Here is a 23,870-nt window from a genome sequence, read left to right as displayed (position 1 = left end):
GATAATCCCTCCCTACTCAAACTCACTTATGTATAATAGTCAAAATCTAATATTAAGTATAGCATAGGAAGAGCGAGAAACAAACAAGGCGCAGAATTATTCTGCGTCTTGAGCTTTTGCAATAAAAGTTTTCACTTCTTCTACTGTAAAATGTGGTGTTCTTGCATGAAGTACAGTTTTACAGTTGCGACAAATAGGGATTAAGTCTTGATGAGGATCAATAGATTCTAGATTTTTTTCAGGTTGTAAGTTATGCACTTCAATCAGTCCTTCAAACTCTAGACCATAAGTATATCCAAAGTCAAAACCACAAAGGTCACATACTGCACCATAGTAGCTTAGACATTCGGCTTTCTTTTCTTCCCATATAGTATTCGTTTCAGGGGCTACTTCAGATACTATTTCTTTAGGGACTACATCTATAGAGACTTCTTCTGCTGTGGACTCTGGTAGAACTTCAGTAATAGGTTCAACCTTAACTGGTGCTGTTGGTATGACTGGTATTTCTTCTTGTCTTTCAACTTCAACCGCTACTTCATCAGCTACAATTTCATCTTGCTTTTCACTTTCAAAAGCTTCACTTTCGTGTGTATCACTGTGATATGCCATCATTGGAGGCTTAGAAGGTGTTTGTGTTTGAGGCTGTTCTTGTGTTTGAGTTGGTGCAGGTTTAACCTCTTTTGGCGTATCATCAATAAGAAAGTCAATAAAGTCATCTAAAGAAGGTAATTGACCTGTTTCACTAAAGATAGACTTTTTAGATGCTTTAGCCTCTTCGTTTTCTAGGTCCACTGGAGTTGGTGGGAAAATAGCTTCAACTTCTAAAGTTTCATAATTTGGAGCCTGTTCACGCTCTACTTGTGTAATCATCTTTTCTTCCATGAGCATTGTAAGTGCCTGGTCTAATTCAATACGAAGGTTAAAACAGAATTTTTGATTGTTTTCATAATAACCTGTAAAGAGTAACTGCCACCAAAGAAGTTTACCATCATCATTTTTTGGTACTTCAATTTTAAGGGCAGCTTTGATACGTTTACAAAGAGAGAGAATAACTTCATAAAATGGGTATTTAGAAGAGTACCCTTCTAATTCCGCTAATAATTCTGGTGTGATATTAAGACTTCCTAAACTATACATTTTTAGAATAAGGTCTTGATTCATTTTGGTGAAAATCGTTGTTTTCATAAAAAGGTCTGCCCAATCAGCAGCTAAAATAGGTTTTGCCATATAATCTTCACTTATAAGTGGCTCTGGCTCTTGTTCTTTTGGCATGTTAAGAAGCTCTTCTTTTAAAAGGGATAAGTCTTCTACAAAAGGTGTAATCTCTTCTTCTACCTCTTCTTCAATATGATTAGGTGCGTAATTATATTCGTCCAATCTACGCTGACAAAGTTTTACGACATCATCTGGGAAAAGGGGTTGGTATTTTTCTTTAGTCACTAAGGCTTCAATAGATAGATCTAGGCGCTGTTGCTCCCAGAGTAAAGTAAAATCAAATGTATGGGCATCTGTTGGGAGAATTTTAATAGCTGCTTCATACCCACCATACTTATTAATCATTTCAAGCAAACGTGGTGATTTATATTTAAGCTCTTTGACAATACGTTTGTAAAGTGCGATCATTTCCTCATGAAAGGCTTTTTTAAGTATAATGTCTTGTTGATTCATGTTTCGTCCTCTAACTTTCTTGTTTTAACCTTATTAGACTAATGCACAACTTAAGAGATGTCAATAATTATTTCACACGAATTAACGGAAAGGGTTACTCCACTAGTATGATAAAAAAGAAAAATGTTTATTCAACTTTCAAGAATAAAGCAGTTTAAAAACTCTTTCAAAGTTTATTAAACTGCTTAAACTGCTTTTTAATTTTATGCTTTTTTTGTTTTAAATATTACAAAGAATTTGGTAAGAATTAAAGCAACTACGGCTGGTATAAGCCAGCTAAAATCATAGGCTGCAAAAGGTAAATAGCTTATAATATTTTGTAAGAATTCGATTTTAAAACTTTGTCCTAGTACATCAAGTATAGAGACAATAAGTGTTACATAGGTAGTGATACGATAAATTCTATCATCATCTACTACTTTTCCTGCTAATGTAAAGATGACTAATACAATAATCATTGGATAAAGAATCTTAAGAACTGGAACGGTTAAACCAACAATATTGTCTACTCCAAGTAAGGCAATCGCAAAACTTAATAAACTGATTAAGACTGCTACAAGATTATAAGAGAGTCTTCCCTTAGAGAGATTTGAAAAATAGTTTGCACCTGTTGTTGTGAGCCCAATAGAAGTTGTTAAACAAGCAAGTCCTACTGCTAAAGCTAAGAAAACTGCACCCATCTCACCAAGAATTTGACGTGTAATTTCTATAACAAGTGCTGTTTTTTCATACTCACCTACAAGAGTTGAAGTATGGGCGCCAACAAAGATTAATCCTCCATAAATAAGTCCTAATCCTACTAAAGCAATCAGAGAAGATTTTAGTGTTGCTTTAATAATACTCGATGTATCTGAATAACCTTTTTGCTTAAGATTAGCAACAATCAGCCCGCCAAAACATACCGCTGCAAGAGCATCCATGGTTTGGTATCCTTCAATAAGAGAAGTTGTAAAGACATGTTCTATTGTATTTTCAGTTAAAGGACCAATTGGAATGAAAATACCTTTAATAATGATAATAGCTAAGATAACTAATAAAGCTGGTGTTAAAAACTTCCCAATGACATCAATCACTTTTCCAGGTTTAAAAACAAAAAATAATGTTAAACAAAAGTAAAGTGCAATGACAATAACAGGACTTAAGTTTGGTAAAAAAGGCCTAATACTCATTTCAAAAGTTGTTGCTGCTGTTCTTGGGATTGCAAGAAATGGTCCTATTGCTAAAATGAGTGCTGTCATTAAAACAATAGAAAATACCTTTCCAACACGTTCGGCAACAAGGTGAAACTGACCATCAGCTTTAGCTGTTGCCATAACACCTAAAAGTGGCAAACCGACACCCATAGCGATAAAGCCTATACATGCAACTAAGTATTGTTCACCGACTAAGCGTCCTAGAAAAGGTGGAAATATAAGGTTACCTGATCCAAAAAACATGGCAAATAAGGCAAATCCTAAGATGATAATTTCTTGCATGGATTGATTTTTTTTCATAATGTCTACTCCTTATGCTGTTTATGTATAATTATTCCGTCTTATCCTTTATAGCATATTTGATGAGTATGTCAAATATAAGTTAGCAACAACGTGGACTATGACCTATAGAAAAATCAGGTATAAATCCTACATTTTCTATATTATTTAAGATTTGTTGCTGACAAAGTGCAGACTCTGTTCCCACATAGACTTTTCCATCATAAAGGGCATACTGGTGCCTTACTTCTATAGGGGATAAGTTTGGCATAACAACATTTGCGCCTGATAAAAGCCCCATTTCACCACCTTTAGGATCAAGTGTTGCAAGAGCTGTTGTCGCTGGCAATAATACATCTGGAAGCATCAAACGAATCAAACTTAATAAGAAGGTTGTAAACTCAGCTGTTCCACTCGTAAAGTTACCAAGAGGTGTATCTTTTTGTGGCATAAAAGGACCAATACCTACCATATGGGGATCTAATTGTTTTAGGAAACAAAAATCCTCTACTAAATCCTCCATAGTTTGCCCTGGTACGCCTACTAAAAATCCCGCTCCTACTTGATAGCCTATAGTTTTTAAATCTTTTAAGCATTTTATACGGTGTTCAAAGCTCATATGAGGATGGAGGGATTCATAAAGCTGTTTAGAAGCTGTTTCATGGCGCAATAGGAAACGTCTTGCACCCGCTTGGTAGAATCGTAAATAAGACGCATAACTACGTTCACCTATTGAGAGGGTAATTGCACAATCAGGATATCTCTCATGAATACCTTTTACCAATGCTTCTATACGCTCATCCGTAAAATAAGTATCTTCACCTCCTTGAAGAACAAAGGTACGATAACCTAACTTATACCCCTCTTCACAACATGCAAGAATGGTCTCTTGATCTAGGCGATAGCGTACGACATTTTCATTTTCACTTCTAAGTCCACAATAAAGACAGTGCCTATGGCAAATATTTGTAAACTCAATAAGCCCTCTTAAATAAACCCGTTTTCCAAAATAATGTGTGCTTACTTGATGTGCAAGTTCACGTGCGCTACATGCTAATGCATCCGTATAATGTTCAAGTAGATAAAGCCATTCTTCCTTCGATAAATCATGAGTTTCATAAAGCTTTTGAAGTAATAAAAAACTTTTTGTTGCTTCCATAACTACCTCCGTTTATTCTTAGCAAACGACTTAAATTTTATACAATTATATAATATTATAGCATCTATCTATCTTCTTATATAGAAAAATCCCGTATTTCAGTAAGTCTTTATAAGACTTATCTCAAATACGGGATTAAATGGACTACCAGTTACGTTTGATACCTGTGTCTGTAAGTGAAATGGCTCCTTCTTTTAAAAGACGTCCTATAGCACGTTTGAAAGAAGCTTTACTGATGCCAAGTTGTGCTTTAATCTCTTGTGGAGAGCTCTTATCTCCTAAAGCCAATGTACCACCTTGAGCTTCAAGTAGGTTCATAACTTTAGTGGCATCATCCTCCATTTGTTGGAAAGCTTGTTTACGTAAGCTTAAAACCAGTTTACCATCTGGACGAATGTTCTTAACACGCACGTTAAGTTGATCTCCTACACGGATAGAATTCATCATTTCATTAGTAGGGATAAGACCATGGTAACCATCTTCAACAGCTACCAAAGCCCCTAGTTCTGGCTTAATGCTATAAACAATCCCACTAACACTTTGATTTTGCTTGTACGGTGCATCACATTTTAACATGTCATAAATTTTCATTGTTGCACAGAGACGGTCACTTTTATCAATATAAAGACCAACGAGTACTTCTTGATCTTTTTGTGGTTTACCCACTTGTTGTTTGAATGGTAAGAAGAGGTCTTTTTGAAGTCCCCATTCTAAGAACGCTCCAATAGAAGTGACATCAACTACTTTGAGCTTAGCTACATTACCAAGTGTTAATTTGGGAATATGCACAGTAGCAATAAGGCGGTCTTCTGTGTCACGGTAGACAAAAACAGAAAGTTCTGCCCCCATTTCTAAATCTTGTGCGACTTCTTGACGAGGAATAAATACTTCTTCTTCACTTGTTTCTTCTAATTCTTTTAAATAAACTCCAAAATCTGTTCTTCTTACAGCTTTGAGTGTTTGTACTTTACCTAATACGATCATTTTATTTCTCCTTACTACAATAAATCCTTTGATTGATGTAGTATAACACAAATTGGTAAAGACATAAAGGTAGGACTTTTTTTAAAAGAATAAATGAATAAGATATTTTGGGACATACTACCTTTAAAGTAAATTTTATGGAAAAGGAGTATAACAGATGGGCTATAAACTCAAAATTAAAGCGTTTAACGATCTCCTACAAGCTCTAGAAAATGAATATGAAATCTGGGCACCTAAACGCTTTATTGGCAAAGGTAGCTTTGCTGATACAGATTATATTCGCTATGATCAAGTACATGACTATAGCACGATGGAACTGACTGAACGCTCTCACAGCTCTGCAAAAGAAGTGGTTTTCCCAATTACCCAAACTATTCTCTATTTCGATGAAACAGGGTATCGTGTACCTCAACTTCCTTCTAAAGAAAAGTTAGTTATTGCACGTGCTTGTGACATTACAGGTATTCACCGACTAGATACACTCTATCAAAAAAATGGTGACCCCGACTTCTACTACAATCGCTTACGTGAAAAAGTACACTTTATTATTTTAGAGTGTCCACATAGTTTTAGAAGTTGTTTCTGTAAATCTATGGGAGGTGACCAAACTGACGATTTTGTAATGGGTATGACTGTTAAAGATCAAGAAATTTATCTTGAGCTAAACGGCGATACCTTTACAAACTATCTTGAAGGTGTTGAAAGTGAACAAGTTGATTATACCTTTACTTTTCCACAACATAATGATGTAACCGTTACGCCACCTGATGTAGATGATATGCCAAGAGCAATCTTTGAACATCCTATGTGGGAAACCTATGATCGTTGTATTGATTGTGGGCGCTGTAACTTAAATTGTCCAACATGTACATGCTTTACAACAACCGACCTCTTCTATAACGAAAATAAAACAGTTGGTGAACGTAGACGTGTATGGTCATCTTGCCACTTTAAAAAATTTACTGACATGGCTGGTGGGCATAGTTTCCGTAATACACAAAGAGAACGAGGCCGTTTCCATGTATTACACAAAGTTTATGACTTCAGAAAACGTTTCCATCAAGGGAATATGTGTGTAGGTTGTGGAAGGTGCGAAGAAAGTTGTCCTAAATATATCTCCTATATTGATGCGGTTAATACTTTAACCAAAGTATTAAAGGAGGAATATCTCCATGAAAAATAATCTTTTACCCAAAGCCTATAAACTTGTAGAAATTATTCCACAAACATCTGTAGAGTATTTGTTCCGTGTAACTTTCGATCATATTGATGAAATTCAATATGGACAATTTGTTCAAGTCTCCTTATCAAAAGTTGGTGAAGCACCTATCTCTATAAGTCGTTTTGATAAAAAAGAAGGTATCATTGAGCTTCTCATTCGACGTGTAGGCACAGTAACGGATGCCCTCTTTGAACTTAAACCTGGTGATAATATCTATTTACGTGGTCCTTATGGACACGGTTTTCCTTTTGAAGTTTATAAAGACAAAAGAATCATTATTATTGGAGGTGGTTCTGGTGTAGCCCCTGTACGCTCTATGGTGGATACAATTGCTAATGATATGAAGCTGGTTAAAGATATTAACGTATTATTTGGGTTTAAAAATGAATCTTTAATCCTTTTTCAAGAGGATATCAAACGTTGGTCAGAATGTTTATCTCTTCAAATTACACTAGATGAACCTGATAATGTAGGTCATTATTTAGGTGGACGTGTAACCGAACACTTAGATAAACTTCCTCTATTAAAAGATAAAGATAAATATCAAGACCTTCATATTGTTATTGTTGGGCCTCCAATTATGATGAAGATGACCGCACTTGCTTGTAGTAACTATGGTATTAATGATCATCATATTTGGCTTTCTTTTGAACGTAATATGAGCTGTGCAGTAGGTAAATGTGGCCATTGTAAAATTAATGAAACATATGTCTGTTTAGATGGACCAATCTTTAGATATGATCAAGCTAAAAAGCTTATAGATTAGGAGGTGACATGATGATTGGAAATCTTGATATTGCAAAACTTAGAAGTAATGAATACCGTGAATCTAAAGTTCGTGGTGAGTTTATGGTAAGTATTCGTATTCCTGGAAGTTTATTTCCATCAAGTTTACTTCCTATTGTACAAGAAATAGCTGATAAATATGGTTCTGGGCAAATCCATATGCAAACAAGACAAAAACTGTCTATTCCTAACATCTCTTATAAAGATGTTGAGGCAGTCAATAAGCTTCTCGAACCTATTATTAAGACAATGGAAGTTGATGTATGTGGTATTGATCTGGATACAACCCAAGAAGGCTATGCAAGTATTGGTGCACGTAATATTATTAACTGTATAGGAAGTATCCACTGTCCATTTGGCAATATCGATACAGTTGCGCTAGCAAAAAAAGTAGAAAAAATTATTTATCCAAATCATTATCATTTAAAAGTTGTCATTGTAGGATGCCCTAATGACTGTGCAAAAGCCAATATGGCTGATTTTGGTATTATGGGTATGTCTAAAATTGATTGGGACTATAATCGTTGTGTTGGCTGTGGTGCTTGTGTCCGTGAATGTGGGCAACATGTAACAGCAGCCTTAGGCGCACAAAATGGTAAAGCGATCAAACAACCGGGAAAATGTATTGGTTGCGGTGCTTGCGTTAAAGTTTGCCCAACACAAGCATGGAGCCGTAACCCTCAAAAATACTATTGGGTTAAAATTGGTGGTCGTACAGGCAAACAAACGCCTCGTGCAGGCCAAACCATGTTTAAATGGATTAAAGAAGAACCTCTTCTTGAAGTCATCGGTAATATCTTCAAATTTGAAGATTATATGCTAGATGGCCAACCTATTTATAGACACTTTGGTCACTTAATTGATGATGGCTCTTATAATGTCTTTAGAGACTTTATACTAGGAACCAGCGAACTTGCTCAATCAAGAGGCGTTGTACCTGTTAAACTAAATGAAGAAGTGCTTGTCGCAGATAAACTCTATTGGGTTGAAGATAAACAAAATCCAGATGTATATATGCATACACATTAACGATCAACTTAAAAGGTGGTATATGGAAATGACATAGAGTCATTTCCATATACCACCTTTTCTACTCTTTTTATAAACTATCCATTTTATAGACTAGCTAGATAATCTCTAAAGTTATTGTACAAATTGATCATAAATGACTGGAATAACGATAAGGGTCAAAACTGTAGAAAGTAGCAATCCACCTGTAACCGTTAAGGCTAATGGAAGCTGGATTTCTGACCCTTGACCAATTCCTAAGGTCATAGGCAAAAGTCCAAGGACTGTTGTAAAAGTGGTCATCAAAATAGGTTGGAGTCTTGTCATTCCAGCTTCTATAATAGCCTCTTCTACACCTTTCCCTTCTTTTCTAAGTTTATTTATAAAATCTAAAAGGACAATCCCATTGTTTACAACAATACCTGACAATACGATAAATCCTATTAGAGCAGGCATAGAAACAGGGACATTGGCAATAAATAAAGCTAAAATACCTCCCGCAAATGCAATAGGTACAATCATCATAATAAATAAAGGTTGAATAAACGATTCAAATTGAGCAGCCATAATCATATAGACCAATAATACTGCAATCCCTAATGCCATAAATAGCATGCTAAAGGAGTCTTTCATTTGTGCCACCTGTCCACCCAGTACCACATGATATCCTTCTGGTATATTTAACTGTTCAAATACATTTTCAAGATCCTTTGAAACTTGTCCTATGGTTCGTCCTTCTATGATTACATCAAGACTAAGTAAATGGGTTTGATTGGACCGTTCAATTTGGTGATAACCCTCTTCTCTTTGGTAAGTCGCTACAGCACTTAAAGGTACACGACTTCCTTTAAGAGAACTTAATGTTAAGTTTTGGATTTCAGTCAATCCACTTCCTAAAGCTGTTTGACTATAAAGTACAACCTCTATAGGTCCCTCTTCATCCTCTAATGTCATAACAGAAATAGGACGCATGGCATTTTGAATGGCATTGGCAACTTGGGCACTACTTAATCCATATTGGCTTGCCTCACTTTGATTGACTTGTATGGCTACAGAGGGGGCACTTCGGCTTTCTTTAAAAGCAACTTCCATAACACCCGTTATAGATTTAGATAAGCCTTGTATGGCATCCCCAAGTACTTCAAGTTCCTCTAGCTCCTCTCCCAGTATATTAATGGTGATACCGTTATTCCCACTACTCATTAGGCTTCCACCTGTAGATGCTGAGATTTTGGCTCCTGGAATATTTTTAGTTGTCTCCATAATAGCCTTTGTTACATCCTTATCCGTAAGCTTTCTCGTTTGTAAAGGGTCAAGAACAAGCATAATATCTGCACGGCTACTTGACTTATCCATTGTAAGTGAAGTCGTTTCAATATCTTCAATCCCTTTGATACGCTGCAAGACTTCGTCGCATACGAGACGTACGGCAGTATCTGTCTTTCCTTTAGGAAGATTGACTGTAATATAAACAATACCTTGGTCGGCCGATGGAAAAAAGGTAAAACCTACGCCTTGAAGTGCAAAACCACCCATTATGAGTACAAGGAGTACAAGAACAGTCACCTTTTTCTTAGTGTGTAATCCCCATATAAGGACTTGTTTATATTTATGTCGTAGTGAATTTAAAATCAAGTGCTTTTTCTCTAATGATTCAACGCTTAAAAGGCGACTTGCAAGAAGTGGCACAATTGTAAACGAAACACCAAGGGAAGCTACAAGAGAAAAGGTAACAGTAAATGCAAGTTCTTTAAAGATATGGGCAGAAATCCCCTGAACAAACACAACAGGTAGAAAGACACTAATGGTTGTCAATGTAGAAACTGTAACAGCTTGTGCTACTTCTGTTGTACCTTTATAGGCAGCTTCAGCTGGTGAAAGCCCTTGTTGCTTTAAACGATGAATATTTTCAATCACAACAATGGCATTATCAACAAGCATGCCAACGCCAAGGGCGATACCACCTAATGAAATCATATTAAGTGTAAGATGAAAGAAATAAATAAAGACAAAAGTTGTAATAACAGATATAGGAATGGATACAGCCATAATTAAAGTCGTACGGAAATCTTTTAAAAAGCAAAAGAGAATAACAACTGCTAATAAAGCACCTATTAAAGCATTGCTTCCAATCGCTTTAATGGACTCATTAATGATCACTCCTTGATTAAATAAGACATCTACGGAAAGTCCAGGGTTGTCTACTTGGAGTTGTTTTAACACTTTTTCAACTTTTTCTGAAACAGTTACAGTGTTTGCTGTAGACTCTTTCTGTATAGAGAATAAAATACTAGGCTCACCATTTACGTTGGCATAGCTTGAAGTTTCCGCATAAACTTCTTCAAATTCTACAAGTTCATCTAATGTAATAGGTCTACTGTCTTGGTTACTTACAACTAAATGCTTCAGATCTTCTTTGGTAAGTGCACTCGATTGAACATGAATATTCAGTTTAGAGTTGCTCTCTTCAATCACCCCGCCTGGTAAAGTACGATATTCACTTCTAATCAGTTGGTTGAGCTGATTTAAACTGAGTCCATACGTACTAAGTCTATCTATATCTGCAACTAATCGAAGTGCTCTATTGACGCCACCGGTTACTTGAATGTTGGCAACACCTGGTATACGTTTCAGAGTGGGAACAAGTGTAGATGTTACAAAGTCCGTCGTTTCACTCAGACTACGTGCATTAAGGGTAATACTATAATGGCCAATAGGCATCATATTAGGATTGAGTTTCATAATAATAGGGGATGCCACACTATTTGGCAATAAGGGCTTGATCAGGTCAACCTTTTCTCTGACATCAAGAGCGGCAAAATCCATATCTGTTCCCTCTGCAAAAGAAAGCATCATCATGGAAGTACCTTCTGATGAGATAGAATCTATGCTACTCACTTGATTTGTCGTCGCAAGTACACCTTCTAAGGGTTCTGTAATCAGGTCTTCAACTTCACTGGGGCTAGCACCTGTATAATGGGTCATGACCATCAACATAGGAAGATCAAAAGAAGGGAGTAAATCAATATTAAGTTTAAAAAAGGCAATAAAACCAAAAAGTAAAATAATACATAGAACCATAAAGGTTGTCACAGGCCTTTTAATACTTAAATCTGTTAGCTTCATAGTATTTTCCTTTCTAAATTTACCATGTTGTAGAGGAATGGGTTTCTAGAGGTGAAACAACTTCTACAGTATCTCCATCTTGAAGATAGGCATTTCCATCTAAAATAATGATATCGCCCTTTATAAGCCCTTCAATGATTTCAATTTCATCATCATTTTCTATGCCAATTCTAACTGTACGCTTTTCTACGGTATTGGGAAGGGTTGAGCTTAAAATGTAAATATAGTTTTCATTTTGTGTACGCATGATGGCATCTTTTGGAATGACACAGGCGTTTGACTTAGTAAGTAAAGGAATATGCACTTTCCCAAAACTCGTTGTATCTAAAGGAAGGTTTGGATTTGGCATGACAATGTTTACTGCATAAAGCCCTGTTTTTGCATCTGGTTCATTATGGACCTCTTCTACCCTTCCTTCAAGATTTAAAGGTTCCCCTTTTAAGGTAAATACCTCTACTATTAAGGGACTTACATCTTGAAAATAAGTCAAATGTTCTTTCGGAACTGCTAGGCTAAGTTTTAAGTTTTCTGTTCCTGTGATAATAAAAGAAGGGGCTAAAAAATTGGGCACTTCACCTGTTTTAGCGTTGACTGCAACGATACGTCCATTTAATGGAGACGTAAGATGATATTGAGACTCCATCCCTATAAGCATTTGATAACCGTCTTCTAAAGCATCCAAACGGTCTATAGAATCTGTTGTATTAGGTGTAATCGCAGTAAGGGTTTGCTTAAGCATTTTTAGTGATTCCAATTCACTTTCTAAGGCTGTCATATTTTTCTTATAGGTTGTACCTGCATACATAGTGGATTGTTCTTTTTCTAGTCGATCTAAATGGGATTCAATGTCAGCTATTTGATGATCAATGTCTTGCAGTATAGATGCTAGTTTTTCACCCCCAGATTCCAGTGTCTCATTAAAAGATTTTAGTTTTTCAATACCTTCAGAGGCACTTTGTATCTGGTTATTAAGCGTTGTTGTATCTAAATCCATAAGGGCATCTCCAATGTTTACAAGATCGCCTTCTTTTACATGGATCGCAACAACTTTAGATAGAACCTGTGGGATAATTTTTGCTTCTTCACCACTTTGTAGCTTACCAGAATAGTTTTGATAGGTTGCAATTTCTCTTTCAGTGACGGTATAGGTCGTTACTGGAATACACTTACTTTCTAGTATGGCATTAACTTCTGGTGGCCTAGTGCGCATCCAGTAGAGAAAAACAAAGCTCACTATAATAATGACCAAGGTGGTATAGCCTACTATCGATTGACGTTTCATATAATCACTCCGTTAATTTCATATCCCTATAGTATTTTCTAATTGGAAGTATTTCATACTCTAATCAATAACAAATAGAATGAAATATAAACAAAAAAGTCGCTACACATGGCGTGTAGCGACTTTTTTAAAAGGTATAGATATCAGAAAATTCCACATGACATCTTTCCAGATTTGATTCAAATCCAAATCTTTCAGATTCAGTATATCGTTTTTCTTCTTTCACTTGAATTCTAGGTAAACGTACTTCAAAGGTTGACCCTTCACCTAAAGTGCTTAAGACACTAATGTTACCACCATGCATTTCTACAAGTGCTTTTGTTAAAGATAACCCAATTCCGCTTCCTTCTTTAGGTCTAGTAAGTAGGTCATTGACTTGAATAAAACGCTCAAAGATCGTTTCAATCTTATCTGGTGGAATCCCCACACCATTATCTTGAACTGCAATAACTATATAATCCTGTTCTAATGAAATGAGAACATTAATATGTCCGGGTAATTTGGCATATTTAATGGCATTGGAAAGAAGATTGAGCATAATTCGTTCAATTTTCTCTGGATCACAAGCAATGACTTCTTCTTCTACCTCTGTATCAAATATTATACTTATATTATTGCTCTCAGCATAATTGACTACTGAATCTACAATTTCTTCTACAATATAAATAATATTATAATTGGAAAAATACATTTTATAGTAACCAGAGTCAATTTGTGTTATATCGATAAGATTATTGACCAATTTCAAAAGACGATAGCCATTTTGCTTAATATTACAGATATAGGTTAAATACTTCTCTATTTCTGGATCTTTAGGATATTCTTGAAGGGTATATTCTAAAAGCTTAGAGGCTGATAAAATAATATTTAGAGGTGTTCTAAATTCATGAGATAGATTGGCAAAAAATTCACTTCTCATGCGTTCAAGTTGAAGTGCTTTCTCAGCTTCAGCTCTTTCTTGAAGTAAAGTTTTTTCTGTAACCATTGCACAATGAAGTGCTTCTGTTAGATTTCTATTCTTAATAATCAATGCAAGTTGATTACAAATCTTACCCATTAAATAACGCCTAGCGTAGAAATGCTGTGGATATTTTTCATACACTAGGACAAGTATACCTAAAAGCTCACCACGATAAACAATTTTAGATTCTATAAGATAGTAAGGTTCTTTTCTATAAATATATTCGTTATCACTAATCTGTACTTCAAATGTCTCTTTAATAAGCCCATCCTCTTCTTCTGAATACTTTTTAAGCATTTCATCAGTCATAGGAAAAGTGAAATTATTCGTTTTATAATCTTTTAACATTCCATTTTTAAAATAAGCATATATATTTTGTTCTTTCTTATTGTACAACCATATATCATAATAGTCTGTTTTAAAATAATATTTGAGCAAATTGCCCAATTCTTTTAGTGGTTCATCACTTCCCACATCAATTTCTTGATCGTATAAATAGCTTTCCTTTGCCTTGCTAAAGAGATGTTCACTTTCAGATACAAAGTGCTCAAGGTTTTTGGTAACTGTTATATTTTTTTTGAATATACCTATATATTTTATATTCCCATTTGGGCCACATAAGGGCATCCCTGTAATTTCAAAATAGTTAACCAGCCCAGCTTTTTCTTCTCGTCGTTCTAGCGTAAGTTTTTCGCCTGTACGCATAATATAGGCCTCATTTTCACTAAGGCGTTTACTTTCTTTAGCTGTAGAAAAGGCTTCTGATGTTTGACCAATGATTGCTTCTTTCGTCGTTTTATAATTTTTAGCACATTTTTGATTAGCAAAAACGTAATAACCCTCTAAATCCTTAATAGATACACTTTCTTCTATTGCATCTAAAAAAGCTTCTAAAAATTCACCTTTATCTTCTTGAACCCATTTGATGATACAACCTTTATAGTTAATACCCTCTAAAGGAACGGTTGCAAACTGACAAGAACCTTTTAATCGTTGCCCCGATTTGGAGTAAGCAATAATGCTATTATTGATTTCGTTCTCTTGTATAAATATATTTTGTACAACACTGGAAAAATCAACTTCATTTTGTTGATAGCCTAATATATTGAAAAAGGCTGAATTTATAAAGCTAATTTTTCCAGTTTCATCTATTAGACATACACTTTCACTCAGTACATTTAAGAAATTTTTCATACTACAAATGCCCCTTTTCAGCATAATTAAAGCAAATATTATAAGAAATTTCAAAACTCTAGTTTTTTTTATATATAACTATATAATATAGCTTATTTATTTTAAATACAAGTTCATAATTTTAATAAAAAAAATTATCCTCAAAGTAAAACTTACTTTGAGGATGAACTACTATTTTTTCTTCAGTTTTAATTTAGCAAAAATACTTTGTAAAATAATGAAGAAACATAAAAGTGCAGCAATAACAATCTTCGTCCACCAAGAAGAAAGTGTACCTTGGAAAGTAATAATGGATTCAATGGTTCCCTTAATAAGTACACCAAACAAACTTCCTACCACACTGCCTACACCACCTGTTAAGAGTGTGCCACCGATGACAGATGAAGCAATAGCTTCCATTTCAAAGCCACGTGCTTGCTCAACAAATCCACCACAGGAGTTGAGACAAAAGACAAAGCCTGCAAGTCCAGCTAAGAAACCATTTAATACATAGACTTTAAGTTTTGTCAGCCGTACGTTAAGCCCCATTAAAAGCGCAGATTGTTCATTTCCACCTACAGCATAGATAGACCTACCAAATGGGGTAAACTTTAACACAATAAAAGCAATAATTAAAATAACAATGGCAATAATCACACTGGGATAAATATAAGGATAAACTAAGTTTCCCTTTTTATTAACAGTTGCTAAGAAAGGTAAATAGATCTTGGAATTGGCCATTTTAAGGAAAGTTTCATTAGTAATACTAATCATATCTGAACTAATGACAGCAGTCATCCCCCTTGCAAAGAACATCCCCGCTAAGGTAACAATGAAAGGTTGTATTTTGAGATAAGCTACAAAAAATCCTTGCACAAGGCCAAAACATGCACCAGCCACTAAAACAATCCCAATACTTAATAAAGGTGGTATACTTTGCTTTTCCATCATCCAAGCAAGCATCATACAAGTCATTCCTATAACCGAACCTATAGAAATATCAATACCACCAGTAATAAGAACCATAGTCATGCCAACAGCAGCCACAATGAGACTGGCATTATTAATAAATAAGTTAAAGAATACTTGAGGCTTTCCAAAGTTTTTGTTATTAAAGAGAATCATTCCAGTAATATAGAGTGCAATAAAAAGTACAATAGTAATAAGTAATAAAAAGCTATTCCCATCTAAACGTTCACGTATTTTCTTAATCATTGTTCCACCTGCCCTTCAACACCTTTTACACTCCATTTATTACGAAGACGTTTCATCAATTTCTTAAATTCTTGTGACTGTAGTGTAACGATAATAATAACAACAATAGCTTTATAAACAGGGAGTTGATCAGCAGTCACTTTCATGGCATATAAAGAGGTTGTAAGCGCTTGAATGGTAATGGCACCAATGACACTTCCTGCGATAGAGAACTTACCTCCCCCTAAGCTATTGCCACCTAATGCAACAGCTAAGATTGCATCCAGTTCAATGTTTAGTCCAGCATTATTGGCATCTATGGAATAAATACGTGAAGTAATAATAAGTCCTGCAATCCCTGCACAAAGTCCGCAGAATACATAAGACATAAATTGAATCACTGTTGCGTTAAGTCCTACAAGTTTGGCTGATTTAGCATTAATCCCTACAGATTGAATATAAAGACCAAGTGCTGTTTTCTTTAAGATAAAACTAGTAACAAGAACAACAAGGATCGCTACAAAAATAGGCGTTGGAATCGGAACATTCGGTAAAAAAGCACCAAGTCTTTTGAAAGAATCTACTTTTACATAAAGGATATTGCCACCTGTAATGAGTTGGGCAATACCACGACCCGCAGTAAATAGGATGAGTGTCGCTACCATTGGCTGAATTTTCATCTTAGCAACTAAGAAACCATTCCATGCGCCACAAAGTGCGCCAGTTAACATGGCAAGAAGGATGCCCACAATGTATGGCACTTGATAGGTGTTACCTGTTCCTAGCGCAAAGATACAAACAGCACCAGAAAAAGCACTTACTGCACCTACAGAAATATCTGTCCCTCCTGATGCAGCAACAACCAGTGTCATTCCCACAGCAAGAATAATCAACTCACTAGAACGATTTAAAACATCGATCAAATAACCATAAAGTACACCATTTTGCAAACTGATGTTAAAGAAAGTGGGTGTTTTAATCAGATTAAAAAGTAATACAATAGCTAAACACATGAGCGGCCAAAACAAATGATATTTCGTTGCCTTTTTGATACTTTCTTGAATCCTACTCATCTTTGTCACCTCCTGCAATCGCTTTCATTACATTTTCTTCTGAGAGCTCATGTTCTTCCAACTCTCCCACTTTATGACCATCTCTTAAAATTACCATACGGTTACACGTACGAAGCATTTCTTCTATTTCAGAAGAGATAAACATGACACTCATCCCTTCTCTTGCCAGTTTGACCACAAGTTTTTGAATCTCGGTTTTTGTTCCAATGTCAATCCCTCTAGTCGGTTCATCTAAAATGAGAAAGTCAGGGTGGGTTAAAAGCCAACGTCCTAAGATTACCTTTTGTTGATTGCCACCACTCAGTTGCTTAATCGGTGTTTCACGATCTGCTGTCTTAATTTGTAAAAGTTCAATGTATTCATCTGTAAAGGCTTCTTGTTCTTTGCGACTTAAGAGTTTAAAAACACCTCTTTTGGCTTGCAAGGCAATAATAATGTTTTCACGCACAGACAAGTCTGCAATAATCCCTTCATCTTTTCTATTTTCAGGGCAAAATGCCATACCTGCTTTCATGGCTCGAAGAGGCGTATGTGCATGAACAGGCGTATTATGGACCTTCAGATTGCCTTCATCTGTTCGATCAGCACCATATAAAGTTCTTGCAAGTTCTGATCTACCTGAACCTAAAAGACCAGATAATCCAATCACTTCTCCCTTATGAATGCTTAGGTCAAATGGACGAATTTTACTCGTACATCCTAACCCTTTCGCTTCTATGACAACATCTTTTTGAGCATCACCACTGAATAAGATATGCTCTTTTTTTATACTTGCAAGGTCATCAAAATCTTTTCCCATCATTTTAGCAACCAACTGTACACGAGGAAGCTCTTTTGTTTCATAAGCACCAACTAACATCCCATTACGTAGTACGGTAATACGATCACAGACTTCGTAAACTTGCTCTAAGAAGTGGGTAACAAAAATAATACCTACACCTTGGCTTTTAAGTTTTCTCATGACATGAAAGAGCTTTTTTACTTCTTGATCATCTAAACTTGCTGTTGGTTCATCTAAAATGAGTACTTTACAAGATACATCTATAGCTCTTGCTATAGCAACCATTTGTTGAATGGCTACAGAGTAGTTTTCAAGACTTTTGGTAACGTCAATTTCAATATTCAAGTTTTTAAGAATGTCACGTGCTTTTTGATGCATTGTCTTCCAATCAATACGCCCAAACTTCTTTGGCGCTCTTCCAATAAAGATATTTTCAGATACAGATAGATTAGGACAAAGGTTGACTTCCTGATAAACAGTACTAATTCCATTTAGTCCAGCTTCTTGTGGTGACCTATTAATAATGGCACCTTTTATTCCTTCAATATGAATTTCTCCTGTTTCAAACTCCTCCACACCTGTAAGTACTTTTATAAGTGTAGATTTCCCGGCACCATTTTCACCCATTAGGGCATGGATTTCACCTTGCTTTAGAGAAAAATCAACATGAGAAAGTGCAAGAACCCCAGGAAAGCTTTTGCTGATATTGGTCATGGTTAAAACATTCATTTGCTCTGGCACATTATTCACCCTTTCTAAAATTGGATAAAAAAAGTGTGAACGAGAACCTTCTCATGGTTCATGGTTCACACTTTTACTAAGATTCAGTTTTAATAAGCACGTTCAGGAAGGATTTGAGCAGCTGTATCTGCTGGGTATACACCTTCATCTACATATTGAATTTTTTCTACTGTTTCACCTTTCATGATGGCTTTAGCAAGTTCTGCTACACGTGGTCCATGAAGTGGGTTACATTCAACTGAAACATTCATTTCACCAGCAATCATCGATTCAAATGCTGCTTTTACTGCATCGAAAGATACGATAACTACATCTTCAGCTGGTTTTTTACCAACAGCTTTAAGGGCATCAATGGCACCAAAAGCCATATTATCATTTTGAGCAATGAGGATATCAATACGTTCACCTGATTTAAGGAATGATTCCATAACCTCTTGGCCTTTTGCTTGGGTAAACTCACCTGTTTGTTCAAGAACAATTTGATAATTACTATGTTTAGCTAAACCATCACGTACACCTTTTGTACGACCAATTTCAGCTGATGAACCAATGGTTCCTTGAAGAACAGCTACATTTAACGCATCACTACCTTTACCAAGAGAATCCATATAGCCTGTAAGCCATGTTACAGCATCAAGGCCTTCTTGATAGAAGTCTGATCCTACCCAACAAGTATAAAGAGAATCATCGGATACATCGATCATCCTATCTACAATAATAACTGGAATCTCAGCATCTTTTGCTTCACCAAGTACTGTTTCCCAACCTGTTTCCGTAACTGGAGCAATAACAATGACATCTACTTCTTGAGAGATAAAGTCACGTACAGCTTTAATTTGATTTTCTTGTTTTTGTTGTGCATCTGCAAAAATTAAGTTAAAGCCATTTTCTTGTGTAAGTGTACCTTTCATAGATTCTGTATTAGCAACACGCCAGTCGGATTCAGCACCTACTTGTGAAAAACCAATTGTAATGGGTTCATCTTCTGTTTCAGTTGCTGGAGCAGGTGTTTCTTCTTGAGCAGTGTCTTCGGTCTGAGTACTACTTGATTGTTCTGTTTGTGTATCGTTGGTATTGCTACTCGTTCCAGCTGGTGCACTACTACAGCCTACTAATGAACCCATAAGCATTGTCATACCTAACAAAATACTTACAAATTTTCTTTTCATCCTAAAATACCCCCTCAAATTTTTGACTACCTTTGATCACTTTCTATGAGCTTATTATAAAGAGAAATAAATTTTTTTAATACAGAATATATTTTGATTTTATTTCAATTTTTTATTGATTTTTTAAAGCTTAGGTAATTTTTTAACAAAAGGTGTGTTTTCTTATAGAAAAAGTAAGTTTTCTTTAGGGAGACTTGTACGAGACGGAAGACAAACGGTTACACATGTTCCTTCTCCATAGGTACTATCAATCACTAAACCATAATCATTACCATAATTTAGTCTAATACGTTCATGGACATTAGCAAGACCAAAACCTTTATCGGATGTGGCTAAATTACCTCTTTCTACACGCTCTCTTAAAGCTTGCAACTCATCTTCTTTCATACCAATCCCATTATCTTTCACCTTTAAGAATATGGAATAAACATCATAGTCTGCCGTTACTGTAATTTTCCCTTTACCTCTTTTTTGTTTGATGCCATGATAAAGTGCGTTTTCTATAAGAGGTTGCAACGTTAATTTGAGTAGCATAAAGTCACCAATAACTTCAGGAATGTCTATTTCATATTCCAAGATATCTGCATATCTAAACTTCTGAATTTGTAAGTAGCTCCTAATGTGACTTTCTTCTTCTTTGAGGGTAATATAGTCACGTCCTTTACTCAGTCCTGTCCTAAAAAACTCAGATAATGCTGAAACCATTTCAACGACCTCATCCGTTTGTCCATCTTCAGCCATCCAGCTGATGGCATCTAACGTATTATAGAGAAAGTGAGGATTAATTTGAACTTGTAGTAGCTTAAGTTCCATTTGTCGTAAGTTAATTTGCTCTTGCTTTACATTTTCCACTAAGCTCTCTATTTTACCAACCATTGTATGAAAGCTCTGCTCCAGTGCCATGACCTCATCCCCACGACTTTTAGGTTGTTTGATACTAAAGTCTCCTTCCCCTACTTGCTTAGTCAGTTCACACAAGTGTTGAAGTGGTTTAGAAATACTATCTGAGATGACTATGATAAGCAGCCATGTAACCACTAGTACACATGCAAAAATAAGTAAAATAATCTGGAGCATATGATTAATATCATTCTCAATAGCATGTTTTACTTTTTCAAGTTCTAGGGCTTCATAATAAACATATTCTTCGATTTCATCTGTAATCAGTTCGGTAAAAACGTAAATATCATTTTCTAAGATAAACATATTCTCATCATAGTGCCCGCTCTCTTCGCAATTGGCTTTGATTTGATAGATTTTTTTCTCTAAAAGTTCAAGATTTCTTTGAGCCATACGTACTTGTTTGCGACTTTTTTCTAAATTTGTTCCATCTTCAAGTTGTTTAAAATAAACCTTACTCCTTTTTAGAATCTGTTCAATCTGTGTATTTTCGAATTTTTCAGATCCTATGGCAATACGATACATAGCATAGTCTACATCTTGTTTAAAGTGCATATCAAATGCATTGGCAATATTGATATCATTAATAATCGGTACATAGCGATCGGTATAAGTACTAAAGCGTACAATCATATAAAGAACTAAGCACACCAAAGGTATCAGTACACTAAACATGAAAAGCTTGAGCTTGGTTTTAAGTGACATATTGGTCCAATTCATGCTAAGCTCTCCTATATTCTTTAGGTGTACAACTTTGTGTTTTCTTAAAAAGGTAGCTAAAGTAATGTGGATCTTTATAGCCGACTTCATAGCCGATCTCTAACGTCTTCATATTGGTGCAACGGAGAAGTTCTTTTGCCTTTTCCATACGTATTTCCGTTAAATAAGAGACGAAGGTTTGGCCTGTTTCTTGACTAAAAAGTGTACTCAGATGGCTAGGACTAATCCCTACATACTCGGCGACTTGATTGAGGGATAAGCTTTCTTTATTATAGTTATCTTGTAAGTAACGTTTAACTTGATTGATTAATGCATTATAGCGCTTACTACTTATAGACTCACGAAGTTTGATACTCTGAAGTAACCAGTTTTCAATGGTTTGCTTAAAAATGGCTTTATCTTGCATAAAGCCATTTACATTTTGTAAATTGCCATAAAGTTGTTCAATTTTTTCTGGTGGCATTTCAAGTTGTTCACAAAAAGTAGTCATACTAAAATAAATATCCATCACCAGATACTGACGGAACAAATAAGACTCTAAACTTTCATCCAGATGATTAAAATAGGTACTTATAAACGTAGGAACCTCTTCAATCCTTCCGTCATGTAAAAAGTTTTCTAACTTCCTCTTATCTATTTTGGGAATGATAACTTCCTGTAAGTCCAAAGAATGATTGGAAACAAAGGTATTATAATCTTTGAGTGCATCATAGCGTAAGACTTGTGTGTCATTCAGAAGATAACGATAAGCTAAAGCTTGGCTTGCTGTATCATAGGCATGAGGGATTTCACTCATTCTACTGACTTTTTCTCCTAGTGCTAATGTATAATGCATAATAGGATAGGCTTTTAAAAGTTCAGAAATTTGAGTAATGAGATTTTGTTCTAAACTTGATAGATTTCCATCTGAGCCCTTTAATAAAATGGCATAGCCCTCCCCATCTCGTTCACATACTAATAGCTGTTTTTGTAAGCTTAAATAGTTTTTTAAGGTTTGTCTTAAAGCTTCTTCATCTGTTAGGGATAACTTGTCTATAAATGAGACTTTAAAAAGCATAATATTATAAGCTGTGGCTGTTAAATCTAGCTCCAATTCCTTAGCTTTTTCAATCAATGCCTGAATACCTTGCCTACCCGTTACTAAATCATAAAAAAACTTCTTTTTAGCAAGTTGAAGCTTTTCTTGGTTTTCAAACTGCCACTGCTCATAGTGCGCTTCTTGTTGTTTTTCCTTATTAATAAGATTGGCTACTTCACTTAGCGATTCTAGAAGCTTTTTAGATGTAATGGGCTTAAGTAAATAATCCGTTACACCTAGACGAATGGCTTCCTTTGCATAGTCAAATTCATCATAGCCACTTAAAATAAGAATTTTCATCTTAGGCATACTTGGCTTTATGAGTTCTATAAGTTGTAGTCCATCCATAAAAGGCATGCGAATATCTGTAATCAAAATATCTGGTTGTAATTCCTGAATCATAGGATAAGCTAATTCCCCATCTCCTGCTTCTCCCACTAAGCAGAACCCATGTACCTCCCAATCCATGTTCTTTTTCATACGTTCGCGTACAGCAAATTCATCTTCGACTAAAAATACTTTTAACATTGGCTATCCCCCAGTTCCTTCTTGTCCTTATAAATAAGTTGAAGCATTATCTGAAAATATAGTAGTATTGTAACAAATTTATAGGGCATTTTGTGTAGTATAGTGTCGTATAGCCAAAAATAAATTAACATCAAAAAAAGAGTAGCCTTCGCTACTCCTTTATAAAAACGCTTGTATGATCTCTAATGGGATACTCTAATAGACAAATCGTCTGCTCTATTTCATCTAGACTATGTATCTTATAAGTCGCCATTTCTAATTCATTTTCATCACCAAAACCATATAAACAACCTATTGATTCAAGTTGATATTTTTGAGCGATCTCCATATCTTGAAATCGATCACCAATAATGATAAAGTCACCTGTATAACGTGTCTTGATCACATTAAAGATTTCGTATTTTGGTATAAAGCCATAATCTTCTGAGCAATAAAATCCAGTAAAGTATTGTTCTAATTGAAAGGCCTCAATATGTGCTTCCATATATGCACGCTTACAATTGCTTAAGAATATAAGGTTATAACCCTTTATTTTAAGTTGTTCTAAAATTTCTAATGCGTGTGGATAGAGCTTAGCCTTACCTTCTTTGATAAGCCCAATCATTTCTTTGCCAATTCTCATACTAGCATTTTGTTTTTGAGATGCTTCTAATGTGGGCATAAACGTATGCCACATTTCAGCTGCTGAAAACCCTAACCAATAGCTTATTTCTTTATCTGAATAGTCTCTTGGCTCTACAAATCCTTTTTCAACTAATTCCTTATAGGCCAGTCTAAATGCTGGTGCATAGATTTCAATACTATTATGAAGTGTGCCATCATAGTCAAATACTAAGTTCAGCATG

General features: G+C 35.4%; 17 protein-coding genes. 3 read left to right on the top strand and 14 right to left on the bottom strand.

What is annotated here, in order from left to right:
- Nucleotides 1–96: 96 nt before the first annotated feature.
- From PBV87_RS09020 to PBV87_RS09005, 4 genes are all read right to left on the bottom strand, one after another.
- Nucleotides 97–1,668, bottom strand: coding sequence for an HNH endonuclease (locus PBV87_RS09020; RefSeq protein WP_271011978.1), 1,572 nt, complete (start codon nt 1,666–1,668; stop codon nt 97–99).
- Between the two features lie 203 nt (nt 1,669–1,871).
- Nucleotides 1,872–3,161 carry a branched-chain amino acid transport system II carrier protein gene (gene brnQ / locus PBV87_RS09015; RefSeq protein WP_053983473.1) on the bottom strand — a complete coding sequence of 430 codons (1,290 nt, stop codon included), beginning with the start codon at nt 3,159–3,161 and terminating at the stop codon, nt 1,872–1,874.
- A gap of 82 nt (nt 3,162–3,243) precedes the next feature.
- Nucleotides 3,244–4,299: a [FeFe] hydrogenase H-cluster radical SAM maturase HydE gene (gene hydE / locus PBV87_RS09010; RefSeq protein ID WP_271011977.1), complete on the bottom strand. Its 1,056-nt coding sequence runs from the start codon at nt 4,297–4,299 to the stop codon at nt 3,244–3,246.
- A 144-nt stretch (nt 4,300–4,443) separates the two neighbouring features.
- Nucleotides 4,444–5,283 carry a CvfB family protein gene (locus PBV87_RS09005; protein WP_271011976.1) on the bottom strand — a complete coding sequence of 280 codons (840 nt, stop codon included), beginning with the start codon at nt 5,281–5,283 and terminating at the stop codon, nt 4,444–4,446.
- A 157-nt stretch (nt 5,284–5,440) separates the two neighbouring features.
- Between PBV87_RS09005 and asrA the strand changes: the two genes are divergently transcribed.
- The 3 genes from asrA to asrC are packed head-to-tail and all read left to right on the top strand — an operon-like array spanning nt 5,441 to nt 8,320.
- A complete protein-coding gene (gene asrA / locus PBV87_RS09000) occupies nt 5,441–6,466 on the top strand; it encodes an anaerobic sulfite reductase subunit AsrA (RefSeq protein ID WP_271011975.1) in 1,026 nt (341 codons plus the stop codon).
- Nucleotides 6,456–7,271 carry an anaerobic sulfite reductase subunit AsrB gene (gene asrB, locus PBV87_RS08995; RefSeq protein ID WP_271011974.1) on the top strand — a complete coding sequence of 272 codons (816 nt, stop codon included), beginning with the start codon at nt 6,456–6,458 and terminating at the stop codon, nt 7,269–7,271. The genes asrA and asrB overlap by 11 nt, the downstream gene beginning before the upstream one ends.
- Before the next feature lie 11 nt (nt 7,272–7,282).
- Nucleotides 7,283–8,320 (top strand): sulfite reductase subunit C, encoded by a 1,038-nt coding sequence (gene asrC, locus PBV87_RS08990; RefSeq protein ID WP_271011973.1) that lies wholly within the window; start codon nt 7,283–7,285, stop codon nt 8,318–8,320.
- 114 nt (nt 8,321–8,434) lie between these two features.
- Here the strand turns inward: asrC and PBV87_RS08985 are convergent, their stop codons facing one another.
- The 10 genes from PBV87_RS08985 to PBV87_RS08940 form a co-directional block, all read right to left on the bottom strand.
- The gene (locus PBV87_RS08985) at nt 8,435–11,425 is read right to left on the bottom strand and encodes an efflux RND transporter permease subunit (RefSeq protein WP_271011972.1); all 2,991 of its coding nucleotides are present in this window, start codon (nt 11,423–11,425) and stop codon (nt 8,435–8,437) included.
- 19 nt (nt 11,426–11,444) lie between these two features.
- The gene (locus tag PBV87_RS08980) at nt 11,445–12,707 is read right to left on the bottom strand and encodes an efflux RND transporter periplasmic adaptor subunit (RefSeq protein WP_271011971.1); all 1,263 of its coding nucleotides are present in this window, start codon (nt 12,705–12,707) and stop codon (nt 11,445–11,447) included.
- A 127-nt stretch (nt 12,708–12,834) separates the two neighbouring features.
- Nucleotides 12,835–14,862, bottom strand: coding sequence for a sensor histidine kinase (locus tag PBV87_RS08975; RefSeq protein WP_271011970.1), 2,028 nt, complete (start codon nt 14,860–14,862; stop codon nt 12,835–12,837).
- 171 nt (nt 14,863–15,033) lie between these two features.
- Entirely contained in the window at nt 15,034–16,056 is a 1,023-nt protein-coding gene (locus PBV87_RS08970) for an ABC transporter permease subunit (RefSeq protein ID WP_271011969.1), read from the bottom strand.
- A complete protein-coding gene (locus PBV87_RS08965) occupies nt 16,053–17,108 on the bottom strand; it encodes an ABC transporter permease (protein WP_053983463.1) in 1,056 nt (351 codons plus the stop codon). Before PBV87_RS08965 ends, PBV87_RS08970 begins: the two co-directional genes overlap by 4 nt.
- Nucleotides 17,101–18,618 (bottom strand): sugar ABC transporter ATP-binding protein, encoded by a 1,518-nt coding sequence (locus tag PBV87_RS08960; RefSeq protein ID WP_271012171.1) that lies wholly within the window; start codon nt 18,616–18,618, stop codon nt 17,101–17,103. The genes PBV87_RS08965 and PBV87_RS08960 overlap by 8 nt, the downstream gene beginning before the upstream one ends.
- Nucleotides 18,619–18,719: 101 nt before the next feature.
- On the bottom strand, nt 18,720–19,799 hold the full coding sequence (locus tag PBV87_RS08955; RefSeq protein ID WP_053983462.1) for an ABC transporter substrate-binding protein: 1,080 nt from the start codon (nt 19,797–19,799) through the stop codon (nt 18,720–18,722).
- Nucleotides 19,800–19,961: 162 nt separating this feature from the next.
- A complete protein-coding gene (locus tag PBV87_RS08950) occupies nt 19,962–21,419 on the bottom strand; it encodes a sensor histidine kinase (protein WP_271011968.1) in 1,458 nt (485 codons plus the stop codon).
- Between the two features lies 1 nt (nt 21,420).
- Nucleotides 21,421–23,025: a response regulator gene (locus PBV87_RS08945; protein WP_271011967.1), complete on the bottom strand. Its 1,605-nt coding sequence runs from the start codon at nt 23,023–23,025 to the stop codon at nt 21,421–21,423.
- 151 nt (nt 23,026–23,176) lie between these two features.
- Nucleotides 23,177–23,869, bottom strand: coding sequence for an HAD family hydrolase (locus PBV87_RS08940; protein ID WP_271011966.1), 693 nt, complete (start codon nt 23,867–23,869; stop codon nt 23,177–23,179).
- Between the last annotated feature and the right edge of the window lies 1 nt (nt 23,870).

This window comes from Holtiella tumoricola (assembly GCF_027857615.1).
GTDB lineage: Bacteria > Bacillota > Clostridia > Lachnospirales > Cellulosilyticaceae > Holtiella > Holtiella tumoricola.
The sequence above is the reverse complement of the archived record's forward strand: the minus strand, read 5'-3'. Positions and strand labels throughout refer to the sequence as shown.

What these genes read in the sequence shown, in the direction of transcription:
- brnQ (WP_053983473.1), bottom strand. Translation starts at nt 3,161, where the DNA reads ATGAAAAAAAATCAATCCATGCAAGAAATTATCATCTTAGGATTTGCC.
- asrC (WP_271011973.1), top strand. Translation starts at nt 7,283, where the DNA reads ATGATTGGAAATCTTGATATTGCAAAACTTAGAAGTAATGAATACCGT.
- PBV87_RS09020 (WP_271011978.1), bottom strand. Translation starts at nt 1,668, where the DNA reads ATGAATCAACAAGACATTATACTTAAAAAAGCCTTTCATGAGGAAATG.
- PBV87_RS09005 (WP_271011976.1), bottom strand. Translation starts at nt 5,283, where the DNA reads ATGATCGTATTAGGTAAAGTACAAACACTCAAAGCTGTAAGAAGAACA.
- PBV87_RS08960 (WP_271012171.1), bottom strand. Translation starts at nt 18,618, where the DNA reads ATGAATGTTTTAACCATGACCAATATCAGCAAAAGCTTTCCTGGGGTT.
- PBV87_RS08950 (WP_271011968.1), bottom strand. Translation starts at nt 21,419, where the DNA reads ATGAATTGGACCAATATGTCACTTAAAACCAAGCTCAAGCTTTTCATG.
- PBV87_RS08940 (WP_271011966.1), bottom strand. Translation starts at nt 23,869, where the DNA reads ATGCTGAACTTAGTATTTGACTATGATGGCACACTTCATAATAGTATT.
- asrA (WP_271011975.1), top strand. Translation starts at nt 5,441, where the DNA reads ATGGGCTATAAACTCAAAATTAAAGCGTTTAACGATCTCCTACAAGCT.
- PBV87_RS08980 (WP_271011971.1), bottom strand. Translation starts at nt 12,707, where the DNA reads ATGAAACGTCAATCGATAGTAGGCTATACCACCTTGGTCATTATTATA.
- PBV87_RS08985 (WP_271011972.1), bottom strand. Translation starts at nt 11,425, where the DNA reads ATGAAGCTAACAGATTTAAGTATTAAAAGGCCTGTGACAACCTTTATG.
- PBV87_RS08970 (WP_271011969.1), bottom strand. Translation starts at nt 16,056, where the DNA reads ATGATTAAGAAAATACGTGAACGTTTAGATGGGAATAGCTTTTTATTA.
- PBV87_RS08955 (WP_053983462.1), bottom strand. Translation starts at nt 19,799, where the DNA reads ATGAAAAGAAAATTTGTAAGTATTTTGTTAGGTATGACAATGCTTATG.
- hydE (WP_271011977.1), bottom strand. Translation starts at nt 4,299, where the DNA reads ATGGAAGCAACAAAAAGTTTTTTATTACTTCAAAAGCTTTATGAAACT.
- PBV87_RS08975 (WP_271011970.1), bottom strand. Translation starts at nt 14,862, where the DNA reads ATGAAAAATTTCTTAAATGTACTGAGTGAAAGTGTATGTCTAATAGAT.
- PBV87_RS08945 (WP_271011967.1), bottom strand. Translation starts at nt 23,025, where the DNA reads ATGTTAAAAGTATTTTTAGTCGAAGATGAATTTGCTGTACGCGAACGT.
- PBV87_RS08965 (WP_053983463.1), bottom strand. Translation starts at nt 17,108, where the DNA reads ATGAGTAGGATTCAAGAAAGTATCAAAAAGGCAACGAAATATCATTTG.
- asrB (WP_271011974.1), top strand. Translation starts at nt 6,456, where the DNA reads ATGAAAAATAATCTTTTACCCAAAGCCTATAAACTTGTAGAAATTATT.